We start from the raw sequence: 15722 nt of genomic DNA, 5'->3' as shown, positions 1-15722 counted from the left end.
GATGACCTTCATGGTCGACATCAGGTCCGTCCACAAGAGCTTCGGCCCGCTGGACGTGCTCAAGGGCATCGACCTCGCGGTGCGCACCGGCGAGGTCACCGTGATCCTCGGCCCGTCCGGCTCCGGCAAGTCCACGCTGCTGCGCACCATCAACCACCTGGAGAAGGTGGACCGGGGCCGCATCAGCGTCGACGGCTCGCTGGTCGGGTACCGGCGCTCCGGCGACAAGCTGTACGAGCTGCGCGAGCGCGAGATCCTGAGGCAGCGCACCCGCATCGGGTTCGTCTTCCAGAACTTCAACCTCTTTCCGCACCTCACCGTGCTGGACAACATCGTCGAGGCCCCGGTCTCCGCGCTGAAGCGTCCGCGCAAGGACGCCGTCGAGGCGGCGCGGACGCTGCTCGACCGGGTGGGGCTCGCCGACAAGGCCGACTCCTACCCGAAGCAGCTCTCCGGCGGCCAGCAGCAACGCGTCGCCATCGCCCGCGCACTCGCCCTGGAGCCGAAGCTGCTGCTCTTCGACGAGCCGACCTCGGCGCTCGACCCCGAGCTGGTCGGCGAAGTCCTCGACGTCATCAAGGACCTGGCCCACCAGGGCACCACGATGATCGTCGTCACGCACGAGATCGGGTTCGCCCGGGAGGTCGCCGACACCGTCGTCTTCATGGACGACGGGCGGATCGTCGAACAGGGCGCCCCCGGTGACGTACTCGACCGGCCGCGGCACGAACGGACGCGGTCGTTCCTGTCCAAGGTTCTTTGATCCCTCACCAGGGGGCTCTGATCGGATTACCGGAGAAAGGTTTCACCCGATATGACCGCACCGCACGGCCGGGGGCTGCTGCACCTGGCCGCCGCCCTCGATCAACAGGCGGCCTTCGACGCCGCCTCGTACGTCGGGCCGGCGCAGCTCGCGGAGCGTGGCGGGCTCGACTTCGTGACGCTCGGCGACACCTTCGCGCGCCCCGGGCCCGACGCGCTCGCCGTACTCTCCCGTGTCGCGCCCGCCACCCGCCGGATCGGTCTGGTGCCGACCGTGACCACCACCCACACCGAGCCCTTCCACGTCCAGGCGGCGGTGGCGACCCTCGACTGGGTCAGCCGCGGCCGGGCCGGCTGGCAGCTCGACGTGTCGACGACCGAGGGCGAGGCGCGACTCTTCGGCCGCAGGCACGCGGCACCCGCCGACGCGCTGTGGCGGGAGGCCGGCGAGATCGCCGAGGTGGCCGCCCGGCTCTGGGACAGCTGGGAGGACGACGCCGAGATACGCGACGAGGCCACCGGCCGGTTCGTCGACCGGGACAAGCTGCACCACGTCGACTTCCGGGGCGCCACCTTCTTCGTGAAGGGCCCCTCGATCGTGCCGCGGCCCCCGCAGGGCCACCCCGTCCGGGTCGTCGACGCCACCGAGGGGCCCGCCCGGCGGGTCGCCGCCCGGTATGCCGACGTGGCGCTCGTCCGGGTCGTGGGACCCGCGCAGGCCCGGGCCGTACGGGCCGAACTCCGGGACGCGGCAGCCAAGTTCGGCCGCGACCCCGACACCCTGCGGGTCCTCGGCTCACTCGTCGTCGACCTCGGCGACGGGGAACGCGCGGCCGAGCCGGGCCACGGGGGTGGCGGTCCCCGGCAGACCGCGCAGGGGCCGCTGTACCGGGGCGGCCCGGTCGACCTGGCCGAGCTGATCGCCGCCTGGCACGCGTCCGAGGCCGTCGACGGCTTCCACCTCGCCCCGGTCGAGCCGCACCGTGACCTGGAACGGCTCGTGAACGGAACGGTGGCGCTGCTCCAGCACCGCGGTCTGTTCCGCACCTTCTATCCGGGCAGCACGCTCAGGGAGCACCTGGGACTGGCCCGGCCCGCCAACCAGTACGCCGTGACCGGGGGAGCGTCATGACCGTACGCACGCGCATGCATCTGGCGGCGCACTTCCCGGGTGTCAACAGCACCACCGTCTGGACCGACCCGCGCTCGAAGTCCCAGATCGAGTTCGCCTCCTTCGAACACCTCGCGCGCACCGCCGAACGCGGCCTGTTCGACTTCTTCTTCCTCGCCGAGGGGCTGCGGCTGCGCGAGCACAAGGGACGCATCCACGACCTGGACGTCGTGGGCCGACCGGAGTCGATCACCGTGCTCAACGCGCTCGCCGCCGTCACCGAACGGCTCGGGCTCGCCGCCACGGTCAACGCGACCTTCAACGAGCCCTACGAACTCGCCCGCAGACTGGCCACGCTGGACCACCTCAGCGGGGGCCGGGCCGCCTGGAACGTGGTCACCTCCTCCGACGCCTTCACCGGGGAGAACTTCCGCCGCGGCGGCTTCCTCGACCGCGCGGACCGGTATGCGCGCGCCGGCGAATTCGTCGCCACCGCACGAGAGCTGTGGGACTCCTGGACGCCGGAAGGCGTGGCGCGCCCCTTCGCCCACCAGGGGCGGCACTTCGACATCGCGGGGGAGTTCGGGCTGCCGCGCTCACCGCAGGGGCAGCCCGTCGTCATCCAGGCCGGGGACTCGGACGAGGGCCGGGAGTTCGCCGCGGCCACGGCGGACGTGGTCTTCACCGGGCACGGGACCCTGGACGCCGGCCGGGAGTTCTACGCCGATGTGAAGGGGCGGCTGGCGACGTACGGGCGGTCGCCCGAGGACCTGAAGATCATGCCCGGTGTCACCGTCGTGCTCGGTGACACCGCGCCGGACGCGCGGGAGCGGGCCGCCGAGATCCGGCACCGGCAGGTCTCCCCGCAGAACGCGCTCCTCGCACTGGAGCGGATCTGGGGCGTCGACCTCTCCTCGTACGACCCCGACGGACCCCTGCCCGACATCGACCCGGAGCCGGAGCCGGCCCTCGCGCAGGGGCGGGTGCGCGTCGCCGACCCCCTCGCGGTGGCGGAGAGGTGGCGGGCCCTGTCGCGGGCGAAGGGGCTGTCCATCCGGCAGACCGTGATCGAGGCGTCCGGGCGGCAGTCCTTCGTCGGCACGCCGGAGACGGTCGCCGCCGAACTCGACGAGTTCGTGACGGCCGGCGCCGCCGACGGCTTCATCCTCGTCTCCCATCTGACCCCGGGCGGACTGGACGAGTTCGTGGACCGGGTGGTCCCGCTGCTCCAGGAGCGGGGCGCCTTCCGCACGGAATACACAGGCACGACGCTGCGCTCACACCTCGGGTTGCCGGAACCCGTATGGAAGGGTTGATCACATGACGAAAGACGCATCCGCAGACGCATCCGCAGACGCATCCGCAGACGCATCCGCAGACGTATCTGACGGGACATCCGCAGACGTGTTCGACGACGCATCCGAGGACTGGGAGCGGTGGCACGAGCGCCGCGTCGAGACGGTGTCCGGCTCCTACGGCCCGTTGGCGCTCACCGGCACGCACTGGCTGGAGGACTATCCGGACGGGCGACTTCCGGACATCCCCGGGCTGTGGACCGACCAGGAGGACGGGGTCCTGCTGACGGCCGCCCCCGAGGACGGTCTGAGCCTGGACGGAAAGCCCTTCACCGGCGAGGTCCGGCTCGACGCCGACCCCGGCTCGGCGGCCGACGCCCGGGTCGGGCTCGGCGAGCGCCGGTTCGTCGTTCTGGTGCGCGAAGGGATCTGGGGCGTACGCGACTTCGACCCCGCCTCCGAGGCGCGCGCGGCCTTCAAGGGCGTCGAGGCGACGCCGTACGACCCTCGCTGGTCGGTGCCGGGGCACTTCACGCCGTACGGCGAGAGCCGGACCGTACATGTGGAGAACGCGGACGGAGTCGCCCGCGGTCTGGGGCTCGGCGGCATCCTCGCCTTCACCCTGGACGGCGAGGACCTCACGCTCCAGGTGTCGGTGGAGAGCGACGGCTCGTTGTGGGCCGTGTTCGCCGACACCACCAGCGGGGACAGCAGTTACCGCTTCCGGTTCCTGCGCCCCTCCGCACCCGACGCCGAGGGGCGTACGACGGTGGACTTCAACCGGGCCGTGCTTCCGCCGTGCGCGTTCGCCGACCACTTCATCTGCCCCTTCCCGCCGCCCGGGAACACGTTGGGCGTGGCCGTTCCGGCGGGGGAGCGCACGCTGCTCTGACGGTTCACTCCGCCACGCCCTCCACGCCCTCCGCTCACTCCTCCAAGCTCTCCAGACGCCTCGAGTGCCCCGACGATCCACACGCGATCCGCACACCTGAGTCTGGGAAGATCAACTGCCGCTGGTGGTACGTCAGTTGAACGCTGCACGGCCGAAAGGCGCCCTTGCGCCCGTCGGCCGTGCGGCCGAATACTCCCCCACAGCGCTTGTCAGGGGCACGGCTTGTCCGGAATCCGGTCAGGCGGCTCCCGGCTGCGCCTCACGGGCCCCGACCCCACGCGGGCCCCCTACTTCCCTCGGGAGGAACGACAAGTGAGGATCAAGCGCACCACCCCCCGCAGCGGTATAGCGAGACGGACCCGGCTGATCGCCGTGACCACCGGACTCCTGGCCGCCGCAGCGTTCTCCGTCCCCACCGCGAACGCATCCGACGCCCAGACGTTCAGCGCCACCCAGCTGAGCACGGTGAACAAGTCGGTACTCAAGTCCGACATCGCGGGAACCGCCTGGGCGGTCGACGCCAAGACGAACCGCGTCGTCGTCACCGTCGACAGCACGGTCTCCAAGGCCGAGATCGCGAAGATCAAGAAGGACGCGGGCGGCAACGCCGCGGCCATCACGATCAAGCACACCCCGGGCAAGTTCAAGAAGCTGATCACCGGCGGCGACGCCATCTACGGCGGTTCCTACCGCTGCTCGCTCGGCTTCAACGTGCACAGCGGGAGCACCTACTACTTCCTGACCGCCGGCCACTGCGGTCAGGTCGCCTCCACCTGGTACTCCAACTCGGGTCACACCACCACGCTGGGCACGAACGTCAGCTACAGCTTCCCGACCAACGACTTCGCGCTGGTGCGCTACACCAACACCTCGATCGCCCACCCGAGCGCGGTCGGCAGCCAGACCATCAGCAGCGCCGCCACGCCCAGCGTGGGCACGACCGTCTACCGTCGCGGCTCGACCACCGGCACGCACAGCGGCCGGGTCACCGCGCTGAACGCCACGGTCAACTACGGCAGCGGCGACGTGGTCTACCAGATGATCCAGACCACGGTCTGCGCCGAGGGCGGCGACAGCGGCGGTCCGCTCTACGCGGGTTCCGTCGCCTACGGTCTGACCTCCGGCGGCAGTGGTGACTGCACCTCCGGCGGTACGACCTTCTTCCAGCCGGTCACCGAGGCGCTGAGCTACTACGGCGTGAGCGTCGGCTGACCGACGGCCCCCCGTAACACCCGCACGACCGGATCTGCAGCCAGCAGCAGGCGAGCCCCCGCACGCAACTGTCGTGCGGGGGCTCGCCCTTGCTCGGGTGACGGAGTTACCGTCGAAGTACACGCCGGGTACGCGCCTGATGCGGTACTTGCCCGATGCGCCCACTTCGGACCCTGGGGGGCCGTGATGGTCGAGGAACTGGTGGCGGCGGGAGTCTCCGTCGTATCCGTGGGGATCGTCTACGCGATGGCCGGGGCCCGTGTCGTCAAACAGTACGAACGTGGTGTGGTGTTGCGCCTGGGCCGGTTGCGCTCGGACGTGCGCGGGCCCGGGTTCACCATGGTGGTGCCCTTCGTCGACAAGCTGCGCAAGGTCAACATGCAAATCGTGACGATGCCCGTCCCCGCGCAGGACGGCATCACGCGGGACAACGTCACGGTCCGGGTCGACGCCGTCATCTACTTCAAGGTGGTCGACGCGGCCGACGCGGTCATCCAGGTCGAGGACTACCAGTTCGCGGTCTCGCAGATGGCGCAGACCTCACTGCGCTCGATCATCGGCAAGAGCGACCTGGACGATCTGCTCTCCAACCGGGAGAAGCTCAACCAGGGCCTGGAGCTGATGATCGACAGTCCGGCCATGGGCTGGGGTGTGCAGATCGACCGGGTCGAGATCAAGGACGTGTCGCTGCCGGAGACGATGAAACGGTCGATGGCCCGGCAGGCCGAGGCCGACCGTGAACGGCGCGCGCGGGTCATCAACGCGGACGCCGAGCTCCAGGCGTCCAAGAAGCTGGCGGAGGCCGCCGGGGTGATGTCCGAACAGCCCGCCGCGCTCCAACTGCGGCTGCTGCAGACCGTGGTGGCGGTCGCCGCCGAGAAGAACTCCACCCTCGTGCTCCCCTTCCCGGTGGAACTGCTGCGGTTCCTGGAACGGGCGCAGCAGCCGGCCGCCCCGGCACCCGAACAGGCGCGGCCGTCGACCGCGCAGCCGGTGCGGGAATCGGTGGAGCAATCGGTGCGGGAATCGGTGGAGCAATCGGTGCAGGAGCAACCGTCTTCCCTCGCGCCCCCGTTGGGATCGGACTCTGAAGGGTCGAAAACCAGACAGGACTAGACCTCACGGGCTGCACATGCGTCACTCGCACGCGGTGTTTGCACTGCGAACGCACAGGGTGCGATCACGCAGGGTCAAGGTGCCGGGGGCGTGCACCCGTTGCTGTACGCGCGTCCTGAAGTCGACCTTGTGAGCCACCTGTGGGTCTCGGAATAGTGGGCGCCCGTACGCCTTTTGATTCCGTACGCCTTCCGGCCCCGGAGGTCCCCACGACCTCCCGGGCCGCCCCCCACAGGAGGACGCGAAGTGAAGCACCGACGTATATCCGGGCGGCGCGCAGCAGTGGCAGGTGCGAGTGTCGCCGCCCTGATCGCCGCGGGAGTCACCTTCCAGACTGCGAACGCGAGCGAGACGCAGAAGAGCGCGGCGCCCCGGCCGCTCTCGATCACGGCGGCCGGAAAGCTCGCCTCGACGCTCGGCAAGGACCTGGGTCCCGACGCGGCGGGAACGTATTACGACGCGAAGGCCGGGCACCTCGTCGTCAACGTGCTCGACCGGGCCGCGGCGCGTGTCGTCGAGGCGGCCGGCGCCCGGGCCAGAATCGTCGAGAACTCCCTCGCCGAGCTGACGAGCGCCCGTACCACCCTCAAGAAGGACGCGACCATCCCCGGCACCTCCTGGGCGACCGACCCGGGGACCAACAAGGTCGTCGTCACCGCCGACCGCACGGTCGGGGGCGCGGCCCTCGCCCGGCTGACCAAGGTCGTCGACGGTCTCGGCGCCAAGGCCGAACTCCAGCGCACGAAGGGGGAGTTCAAGACCTTCATCGCGGGAGGCGACGCGATCACCGGCTCAGGCGGGCGCTGCTCGCTCGGCTTCAACGTGGTCAAGGGTGGCCAGCCGTACTTCATCACCGCCGGGCACTGCACCCGGGCGATCTCCACCTGGTCGGACTCCAGCGGCAAGGAGATCGGCACGAACGAGCAGTCCAGCTTCCCCGGCAACGACTTCGGTCTGGTCAAGTACACCTCGACGGTCGACCACCCGAGCGAGGTCGATCTCTACAACGGCTCCGCGCAGCCCATCACCCAGGCGGGTGCGGCGACCGTCGGGCAGTCGGTGACGCGCAGCGGTTCGACGACCCAGGTGCACAGCGGCACGGTCACCGGCCTGGACGCCACCGTGAACTACGGCAACGGCGACATCGTCGACGGACTCATCCAGACCGACGTCTGCGCCGAGCCCGGTGACAGCGGCGGCTCGCTCTTCTCGGGCTCCACGGCCATCGGCCTCACCTCGGGCGGCAGCGGCGACTGCACCTCGGGCGGCGAGACCTTCTTCCAGCCGGTCACCGAGGCGCTGTCGGCCTTCGGCGCCCAGATCGGCTGACGCGCTCCGTCCTGCCTGCTCAGAGCCGGGTGGACCGGTGTTTGCGCAGGTGGGACGGGCTCGAACGGATGTCGCACACTTGTTCGGAAATTGGTCTATGGTGGGGGTGAGGTCATTGGGAACGAATGTTCGAGAGCCTGTTTAGAGGGCCCTCGGACACGAACGGATACGGACGGGTACGGGAGGTGCGTGTGCCGGGGTTCACGCATCTGCACACCGTCTCCGGGTTCTCCCTGCGGTACGGGGCCTCGCACCCGGAGCGGCTGGCCGAGCGTGCCTCGGAGCGGGGCATGGACGCCCTCGCGCTCACCGACCGGGACAGCCTCGCGGGCACGGTCCGGTTCGCCAAGGCCTGCGCGAAGGCGGGTGTCCGTCCGCTGTTCGGGGCGGAGCTCGCGGTCGAGGCTCCCGTCCGAGAGGCGAGGGCGTCCGCCCGGACGGCGGGGTCCTTCGCCCGGACGACCGGGGCCTCCGCGCCGACGGGCTCGGCTTCCGCCCGAGCGGCCGGGGAACTCGTACGAGGAGCCGGGGAGCCCGTACGAGGGGAGCGGCGCCGCGCCCCGGTCCGTGGTGGTGCCTTCATCGACGAGTCGACTCCCCGGGTGACCTTCCTCGCCCGGGACGGCGCGGCCGGCTGGGCCGACCTCTGCAGAATCGTCACGGCGGCGCACGCGGGCGGCGGTCCCGACAGCGGCCCGGGGCGGCAGCCCCTGCTGCTCCGGCCGGACAACCACGCCGAAGGACTGACCGTACTGCTCGGCCCCGCCTCCGACGTCGGCCGCGCACTCGCCGCGGGGCGCCCCGACCGCGCCGCGAAGCTGCTCGCGCCCTGGCGGGAGATCTACGGCGACGCCCTGCGCCTCGAAGCCGTCTGGCACGGCCGCGAGGGCACCGGCCCCGGGTCCCTGCGGCTCGCCGCCCGCACCGTCGGCTTCGCCGCCGAACAGCGGGTTCGACCGGTGCTCAGCAACGCGGTCCGGTACGCCGACCCGGGCCTCGGTCCGGTCGCCGACGTTCTGGACGCCGCCCGTCGCCTCGTCCCCGTCGATCCCCGGCGCGAGCTGGACTCCGGCGAGGCCTGGCTCAAGGGCGAGGCCGCCATGCTGGGTGCCGCCGAACGGATCGTCGAGGCCGCGGGCTACCGCCGTGACACGGCGCACCGTCTGCTCGAACAGACCCAGGCCACCGCCGCCGAGTGTCTCGTCGATCCCGAGGACGACCTCGGTATCGGCACCGTCCACTTCCCCGAGCCGCATCTCGTCGGCGCGGGCCGGCGTACCGCCCAGCGCGTCCTGGCCTCCCGGGCGGCCGCGGGCATGGTGCTGCGCGGCTACGACGGCAAGCGGGCCTACTGGGAACGGATGCACCGCGAGCTGGACATCATCGCCCACCACGACTTCGCCTCCTACTTTTTGACGGTCGCCCAGGTCGTGGACGACGTACGGAAGATGGGCATCCGGGTCGCCGCGCGCGGTTCCGGCGCGGGCTCCCTCGTCAACCACCTCCTCGGTATCGCGCACGCCGACCCGGTCGAGCACGGGCTGCTGATGGAGCGCTTCCTGTCCAAGCGCCGCTCGGTGCTGCCCGACATCGACATCGACGTGGAGTCCGCGCGCCGGCTGGAGGTCTACCGCGCGATCATCGACCGGTTCGGCACCGAGCGGGTCGCGACCGTCTCGATGCCCGAGACCTACCGGGTCCGGCACGCCGTCCGCGATGTGGGCGCCGCCCTCTCCATGGACCCGGCCGACATCGACCGGATCGCCAAGTCCTTCCCGCACATCCGCGCCCGCGACGCCCGCGCGGCGATGGACGAGCTGCCCGAACTGCGGGAGCTGGCGCGGGAGGTTCAGCGGAAAGGGGAGAAGTACGGGCGGCTGTGGGAGCTGGTCGAGTCCCTCGACGCCCTCCCGCGCGGCATCGCCATGCACCCGTGCGGGGTACTCCTCTCCGACGCCTCCCTGCTCGCCCGTACGCCGGTCGTGCCGACCAGCGGCGAGGGCTTCCCCATGTCGCAGTTCGACAAGGAGGACGTCGAGGACCTCGGGCTGCTCAAGCTCGACGTGCTGGGCGTGCGGATGCAGTCCGCGATGGCGCACGCGGTGGCCGAGGTGCAGCGGGCCACGGGGGACCGGCCGGACATCGACGCGGTGGCGCCGGGCGACCCGGAGACGTATCGGCTCATCCAGTCCGCCGAGACGCTGGGCTGTTTCCAGATCGAGTCGCCCGGCCAGCGCGACCTGGTCGGACGGCTGCAGCCCGCGACCTTCCACGACCTCGTCGTCGACATCTCGCTCTTCCGGCCGGGACCGGTCGCCGCCGACATGGTGCGGCCGTTCATCGAGGCGCGGCACGGGCGGGCGCCGATCCGCTATCCGCACCCGGACCTGGAGGGACCGCTGAAGGAGACGTACGGCGTCGTGGTCTTCCACGAGCAGATCATCGACATCGTCGACATCATGACCGGCTGCGGACGCGACGAGGCGGACCGGGTGCGGCGCGGGCTGTCCGACCCCGAGTCGCAGGGGCGGATCCGGTTCTGGTTCGCACAGAACGCGGCGGCCAAGGGGTACGACGCCGAGACCATCGCGCGGACCTGGGAGATCGTCGAGGCCTTCGGGTCGTACGGCTTCTGCAAGGCGCACGCGGTCGCCTTCGCCGTCCCGACGTACCAGTCGGCGTGGCTGAAGGCCCATCACCCGGCCGCTTTCTACGCCGGGTTGCTCACCCACGACCCCGGGATGTATCCGAAGCGGCTGTTGCTGGCGGACGCGCGGCGGCGGGGGGTGCCGATCCTGTCGTTGGACGTGAACCGGTCGGCGGTCGCCCATCGTATCGAACTGGTGTCTGAATCTGATGGCTCCGCCGGCCGCTGGGGTGTCCGCCTCGCCCTCTCCGACGTGCACGGCATCAGCGAGGCCGAGGCGGCGCGGATCGCGGGCGGCCAGCCGTACGCCTCCCTGCTCGACTTCTGGGAGCGGGCCCGGCCGAGCAGGCCGCTCGCACAGCGGCTCGCGCAGGTCGGCGCGCTGGACGCGTTCGGCGCCAACCGGCGTGACCTGCAACTGCACCTGACCGAACTGCACCGGGGATCCAGGGGTGCGGGCGGCGGCCAACTCCCGCTTTCGGGCGGGCGGAAGACCGCCTCCGCCGGGCTGCCCGACCTCTCCTCGGCGGAGCGGCTCAGCGCCGAACTGGGCGTGTTGTCGATGGACGCCTCACGCAATCTGATGGACGACCACCGGGAGTTCCTGGGGGAGCTGGGCGTGGTGACGGCACGTCGGCTGCGGGAGGCGCGGCACGGAGAGACGGTCCTGGTCGCGGGCGCCAAGGCGGCCACCCAGACCCCGCCGATCCGCTCCGGCAAACGCGTCATCTTCACCACCCTGGACGACGGCACCGGCCTGGTCGACCTCGCCTTCTTCGACGACTCGCACGACGCCTGCGCCCACACCGTCTTCCACTCCTGGCTGCTGCTGGTGCGCGGAGTGGTGCAGCGCCGGGGCCCGCGCAGCCTCAGCGTGGTGGGTGCGGCGGCCTGGAACCTCGCCGAACTGGTCGAACTGCGCGCCGAGGGCGGCCTCGACGTGGTGGCGGCGCGGCTGGCGGAGCCCGTACCGGAGCCCCTGCCGGAAGGGGAGGGCACGAAGGAGAGCCGGAAGATCCGGATGTCCACGGGGTACGAGATGCACCCCTGGGCCGATCTGCGTCCCGCGGGCGAAGGGCCCGCGGGAGGAAAGAAGTTGTGGCACCAGAGTCCGGGGAGTGCGGGATGACCATCCTCTGTGTACGTTTCCAGCTGCCTCCGACGTACGAGGCCGCCCTGCCGGGGCTCCTCGGACTGTTGGAGGAGTTCACCCCCGTCATCGAGGCGCTGCCGCCCGACCGTGTGCTGGTCGATCTGCGGGGCGCCGAACGGTACTTCGGGCGGACCGCCGTGGAGTTCGCCTCGCTGATCCGGGTGCGGGCACTCGCCCGGTACGGGATCGACTGCGCGATCGGCGCCGGACCCGGGCCGATGCTCGCGCGGATGGCACTGCGGGAGGCCGTGCCCGGAGTGACCCGGGTGGTGCCCGGGGAGCCGGACGCCGTCGCGGAGTTCCTCGCCGAGCGGCCCGTCGGCGCGCTGCCCGGAGTCGGCGGCGCCACCGCCCGCACCCTGTGCGAGTACGGCCTCGACACCATCGGCAAGGTCGCCGCCGCGCCCCTGTCCACGCTCCAGCGTCTGACCAGTGCCCGGACCGGCCGCGAACTGCACGAGAAGGCGTCCGGCGTCGACCGCGGCCGGGTCGTCCCGAACGCCACCTCGCGCTCTCTCGCCACCGAACGCCCCTTCTCCCGCGACGAGCTGGACCCGTCCCTGCACCGCCGCGCGCTGCTCTCCGGCACCGAGGAACTGGGCACCCGGCTGCGCGCCCTGGAGAAGGTCTGCCGCACCCTGACCCTCACCGTCCGCTACGCCGACCGCTCCTCGACCACCCGCAGCCGCACCCTCAAGGAGCCGACCGCCCACTCCTCGGCGCTCACCGCCACCGCGTACGCCCTGTACGAGACGCTCGGCCTCCAGCGCGCCCGGGTCCGCGCGATCGGCCTCCGCGCCGAGGGCCTCGCCCCCGCCGAACAGGCCTCCCACCAGCTGACCTTCGACCCCGTGGACGAGAAGGTCCGCCGCATCGAGGAGGTCGCGGACCGCGCGCGAGCGAAGTTCGGCCCGCATGCGGTGATGCCGGGCACGCTGGCGGCGTAACTCTCCTCAGGTGTGCGTCAGTTGGCCCACGGCGGGGTGATACGGGTGCCGTCGGACAGTTCCGCCGTCAGGCCGATGGGCGTGGTGACCCAGGTGATCACGGTCCGGTCGGTCGGGTTCTCGACGCCGAAGGTCGCCCCGGGGTTGATGATCAGCGTGTCGCCCGCGGCGACCCGCTCGGTGCGCCCGTCGAGCGTGATCACCAGCTCGCCCTCGAGGATGTGGAGGATCTCCTCGCGGCTGACGGTGTGCAGGGGCGCCTTGGTGCCGGCGGGGATCTCACCCCGCCAGGCGCACAGTTCCTTGCTGCCGGCGCCCGGACGGGCGTACGAGACGAAGCGGGCGCCGTGCATCTCGTGGACGACGGCATCGGACGGGTGGATGACGGGCATGGCTGCCTCCTGGGCAAGTGGTCAAGTAGCTTGACTATATGACCTCATGGTCAAGCTGCTTGACCAATCCGTCAAGGGTGTTTCAATGCATCCGTGGAGAACTCCGAGGCCATGGCCCTGACCGCCGTCCTGCTCGCCGCCGCGGGCGACCTGACGCGACGCATCAATGACGGCGTAGAAGCCCGTGGCTTCGAGGTGCGGCCCGCGTACGGCTTCGCGTTCACCCGGCTCGCCCCGGACGGTGCGACGGTCACCGACCTCGCGACCCACCTGGGGGTGACCAAACAGGCCGCCAGTCAGCTCGTCGACGAGCTCGTGCGCAAGGGATACGCCGAGCGGCGCCCGTATCCCGGCGACGCGCGCGCCCGGCTCGTCGTGCTGACCGAACGCGGCTGGGCCTGCACCCGGGCGGCGGAGGAGGCGGCCGCCGATGCCGTGCGGGCGTGGGTCGAGGTGCTCGGTGAGGGTGAAGTGGGCGTGTTGCGTGACCGCTTGGCGCGAATCGCGCCCTATGGTCCCATCAGGCCCAGCTGGTGATGGTTCGTCAGATGTTGGCCGGTGGCCGAGACCGCCGCTGTTTCTCGCCGGAAGTTTTTTACTGACGCGTAACTTCACACTTGGGCTACTCGCCCGTAACTTGACGAGTGAACAGCATCCTCGTGATCCGGATCACAGGGCGTACGTCGTCGCAACTCCCTTGAGCCGCAAGGAGATCACCCGATGCTGCCCTGGAAGCGCCTGCTCAGACCCCTCACCGCGCTGCTGCTGACCGCGGTGGTCGCCGTGGTCCCCGCCGCCACCGCCCACGCCGCCGCGCCGAGCAGCGGCTGGAACGACTACTCCTGCAAGCCCTCCGCCACCCATCCCCGCCCCGTCGTCCTCGTCCACGGCACCTTCGCCAACTCGACCGACAACTGGCTGGCCTTCGCGCCCTACCTGGTGGACCGCGGGTACTGCGTCTTCTCCCTCGACTACGGGCAACTGCCCGGCGTCCCCCTCTTCAACGCCCTCGGCCCCATCGACAAGTCGGCCGAACAGCTTCAGGTATTCGTCGACAAGGTGCTCGCCGCGACCGGCGCCGCCAAGGCCGACCTCGTCGGCCACTCGCAGGGCGGCCTGATGCCCCGCTACTACCTCAAGTTCCTCGGCGGAGCCGCCAAGGTGAACACCTTCGTCGGCATCGCACCCGACAACCACGGCACCACCCTCGACGGCCTGACCAACCTGCTGCCGTACTTCCCGGGCGCCGAGGACCTGCTGTCGGCGGCCACACCCGCGCTCGCCGACCAGATCGTCGGCTCCGCCTTCCTGACCAAGCTCAACGCCGGCGGCGACACCGTCCCGGGCGTGCACTACACGGTGATCGCCACCAAGTACGACGAGGTGGTCACGCCGTACCGCTCACAGTTCCTCACCGGATCCGACGTCCACAACGTGCTGCTGCAGGACCTGTGCCCGGTCGACCTCTCCGAGCACGCCGCGATCGGCCTCCTCGACCGGATCGCCTTCCACGAGGCGGCCAACGCCCTCGACCCGGCACACGCCACCCCCACGAACTGCGCCTCCGTGTTCAGCTGACCGCCCCGGCCGGGGCCTGTCCGACCTGAGCCGCCGGACAGGCCCCGGAGTGCACCGGGAACTAGCGACCGCGACCGCGTCGGCCGTCGCTCGTCGCGCGGCGGCGGACCGAGGAGAACAGCGCCGCCGCGCCCAGCGCCAGCGCGCTCGCCCCGCCGATCGCGAGATAAGGGCTGGAGGAGTCACCGCCGGTCTCGGCGAGGTGCCGCTCCGAGACACCCGCGGCCTCGGACCGGCCGGCGGAGCCGCCGGGAGCGGCGTCGGAGGCGTTCGTGTCGGCCGCCGGAGTGGCCGTGCCGTCGTGGTGGTCGTGCCGCACCGTCGACTTGTCGGCACCGTCGGCTATCTGCTGCTCGGAGGGCGCGGAGGCGGTGGGTGCCGGGGTGGTCGGCGCGGGGGTGGTACCGCTTCCGGTCCTGCCCGCGCCCGTACCGCTGCTGCCCGTACCGCCGCCACCGGCACCGGCGTTGCCGGAACCCCCGCCCCCGAAGGTGACGTCCGAGCAGGAGTAGAACGCCTCCGGACTGTCCGAACGCTGCCAGACCGCGTACAGGAGCTGCCTGCCCGAGCGCTGCGGCAGGGTGCCGGAGAAGGTGTAGTAGCCGTTCGCCGCGGCCGGGTCGGTCTTCGTGGCGACCGGGTGAGCCAGGTCCAGGTCGGCCCAGGCCAACGGCTTGGACGGGTCGTAGCCCGCCTTGGTGATGTAGACGTCGAAGGTGCCCTTGTGCGGGGCCGTCACCCGGTACTTGAACGTGTACGCGCCGCTGCTCACGCTCGTCGTCGGCCAGTCGGTGCGGGCCAGGTCCAGGCCCTTGAACTCGTCGTTGCCCGCGCTGCACAGCTTCCCGTCGGGGATGAGCCGCTGGTGTCCGCCGTTCGCGTCGCCGATCCGGATGCCGTTCCAGTCGTACAGCGCCTGGGTGCCGCCGGCCGCGACCGCCGCCTTGCAGGCGCCGGACTTCGGGCTCTCGGGATTCTCCGCGTAGCACTGGAAGACCCGGCTGACCGGGTCGCCCATCGTGCCGTGCGCGACGGCGGGCGCCGCGGCGAGCGCGGTCAGGGCGACCGGTGCGACACCGACGGCGACCGCGACGGCGGCGGCCTTGCGGCGAGCAGGCATGGGGGAACTCCTTGAAGCGGGCCTTCAGGTCTACGGCGGACCCGTGGGGGGTGATCAGCAAGCTAGCCCGAAGAAACCGCGAAATCGCCTGTTGGAGGTGGGTGAGGGAGATCCTTATGGTCGGCTTAAGGGAGTGCTGAGCCTGCGCTCAGGTAGCTACCGTTCTGG

General features: G+C 71.1%; 13 protein-coding genes. 11 read left to right on the top strand and 2 right to left on the bottom strand.

What is annotated here, in order from left to right:
* Position 1 precedes the first annotated feature (1 nt).
* The 9 genes from FNV62_RS14155 to FNV62_RS14115 all read left to right on the top strand — a co-directional run bounded on the left by FNV62_RS14155 (position 2) and on the right by FNV62_RS14115 (position 12464).
* On the top strand, positions 2–763 hold the full coding sequence (locus tag FNV62_RS14155) for an amino acid ABC transporter ATP-binding protein (protein ID WP_097284063.1): 762 nt from the start codon (positions 2–4) through the stop codon (positions 761–763).
* 51 nt (positions 764–814) lie between these two features.
* On the top strand, positions 815–1894 hold the full coding sequence (locus FNV62_RS14150) for an LLM class flavin-dependent oxidoreductase (RefSeq protein WP_097284062.1): 1080 nt from the start codon (positions 815–817) through the stop codon (positions 1892–1894).
* Complete coding sequence (locus FNV62_RS14145) at positions 1891–3189, top strand: NtaA/DmoA family FMN-dependent monooxygenase (protein WP_144315257.1); 1299 nt, start codon at positions 1891–1893, stop codon at positions 3187–3189. The genes FNV62_RS14150 and FNV62_RS14145 overlap by 4 nt, the downstream gene beginning before the upstream one ends.
* A gap of 88 nt (positions 3190–3277) precedes the next feature.
* Positions 3278–4060 carry a DUF1684 domain-containing protein gene (locus FNV62_RS14140; RefSeq protein ID WP_225900257.1) on the top strand — a complete coding sequence of 261 codons (783 nt, stop codon included), beginning with the start codon at positions 3278–3280 and terminating at the stop codon, positions 4058–4060.
* A gap of 312 nt (positions 4061–4372) precedes the next feature.
* Entirely contained in the window at positions 4373–5272 is a 900-nt protein-coding gene (locus FNV62_RS14135) for a S1 family peptidase (RefSeq protein WP_054234431.1), read from the top strand.
* Positions 5273–5458: 186 nt separating this feature from the next.
* Positions 5459–6388, top strand: coding sequence for a slipin family protein (locus tag FNV62_RS14130; protein WP_144316469.1), 930 nt, complete (start codon positions 5459–5461; stop codon positions 6386–6388).
* 246 nt (positions 6389–6634) lie between these two features.
* A complete protein-coding gene (locus tag FNV62_RS14125) occupies positions 6635–7717 on the top strand; it encodes a S1 family peptidase (RefSeq protein ID WP_097284058.1) in 1083 nt (360 codons plus the stop codon).
* A 191-nt stretch (positions 7718–7908) separates the two neighbouring features.
* Positions 7909–11493 (top strand): DNA polymerase III subunit alpha, encoded by a 3585-nt coding sequence (locus FNV62_RS14120; RefSeq protein WP_144316468.1) that lies wholly within the window; start codon positions 7909–7911, stop codon positions 11491–11493.
* Positions 11490–12464: a DNA polymerase thumb domain-containing protein gene (locus FNV62_RS14115; RefSeq protein ID WP_143601212.1), complete on the top strand. Its 975-nt coding sequence runs from the start codon at positions 11490–11492 to the stop codon at positions 12462–12464. Before FNV62_RS14120 ends, FNV62_RS14115 begins: the two co-directional genes overlap by 4 nt.
* 17 nt (positions 12465–12481) lie before the next feature.
* On the opposite strand, the gene FNV62_RS14110 is transcribed toward FNV62_RS14115, so the two are convergent.
* On the bottom strand, positions 12482–12856 hold the full coding sequence (locus FNV62_RS14110) for a cupin domain-containing protein (protein ID WP_143601211.1): 375 nt from the start codon (positions 12854–12856) through the stop codon (positions 12482–12484).
* 93 nt (positions 12857–12949) lie between these two features.
* On the opposite strand from FNV62_RS14110, the gene FNV62_RS14105 reads away from it, so the two are divergent.
* Together FNV62_RS14105 and FNV62_RS14100 are read left to right on the top strand one after the other, a co-directional pair.
* The gene (locus FNV62_RS14105; RefSeq protein ID WP_097284054.1) at positions 12950–13393 is read left to right on the top strand and encodes a MarR family winged helix-turn-helix transcriptional regulator; all 444 of its coding nucleotides are present in this window, start codon (positions 12950–12952) and stop codon (positions 13391–13393) included.
* A 183-nt stretch (positions 13394–13576) separates the two neighbouring features.
* The gene (locus FNV62_RS14100; protein WP_054231058.1) at positions 13577–14434 is read left to right on the top strand and encodes an esterase/lipase family protein; all 858 of its coding nucleotides are present in this window, start codon (positions 13577–13579) and stop codon (positions 14432–14434) included.
* A 61-nt stretch (positions 14435–14495) separates the two neighbouring features.
* Here the strand turns inward: FNV62_RS14100 and FNV62_RS14095 are convergent, their stop codons facing one another.
* Positions 14496–15554, bottom strand: coding sequence for a lytic polysaccharide monooxygenase (locus FNV62_RS14095; RefSeq protein WP_144315255.1), 1059 nt, complete (start codon positions 15552–15554; stop codon positions 14496–14498).
* Positions 15555–15722: the final 168 nt, after the last annotated feature.

This window comes from Streptomyces sp. RLB3-17 (genome assembly GCF_007113425.2).
Lineage (GTDB): Bacteria > Actinomycetota > Actinomycetes > Streptomycetales > Streptomycetaceae > Streptomyces > Streptomyces mirabilis_D.
The sequence above is the reverse complement of the archived record's forward strand: the minus strand, read 5'-3'. Positions and strand labels throughout refer to the sequence as shown.

Excerpts from the sequence above, each read along its gene's own strand:
- FNV62_RS14155 (WP_097284063.1), top strand. The coding sequence starts at position 2 with ATGACCTTCATGGTCGACATCAGGTCCGTCCACAAGAGCTTCGGCCCG.
- FNV62_RS14150 (WP_097284062.1), top strand. The coding sequence starts at position 815 with ATGACCGCACCGCACGGCCGGGGGCTGCTGCACCTGGCCGCCGCCCTC.
- FNV62_RS14145 (WP_144315257.1), top strand. The coding sequence starts at position 1,891 with ATGACCGTACGCACGCGCATGCATCTGGCGGCGCACTTCCCGGGTGTC.
- FNV62_RS14130 (WP_144316469.1), top strand. The coding sequence starts at position 5,459 with ATGGTCGAGGAACTGGTGGCGGCGGGAGTCTCCGTCGTATCCGTGGGG.
- FNV62_RS14115 (WP_143601212.1), top strand. The coding sequence starts at position 11,490 with ATGACCATCCTCTGTGTACGTTTCCAGCTGCCTCCGACGTACGAGGCC.
- FNV62_RS14110 (WP_143601211.1), bottom strand. The coding sequence starts at position 12,856 with ATGCCCGTCATCCACCCGTCCGATGCCGTCGTCCACGAGATGCACGGC.
- FNV62_RS14100 (WP_054231058.1), top strand. The coding sequence starts at position 13,577 with ATGCTGCCCTGGAAGCGCCTGCTCAGACCCCTCACCGCGCTGCTGCTG.
- FNV62_RS14095 (WP_144315255.1), bottom strand. The coding sequence starts at position 15,554 with ATGCCTGCTCGCCGCAAGGCCGCCGCCGTCGCGGTCGCCGTCGGTGTC.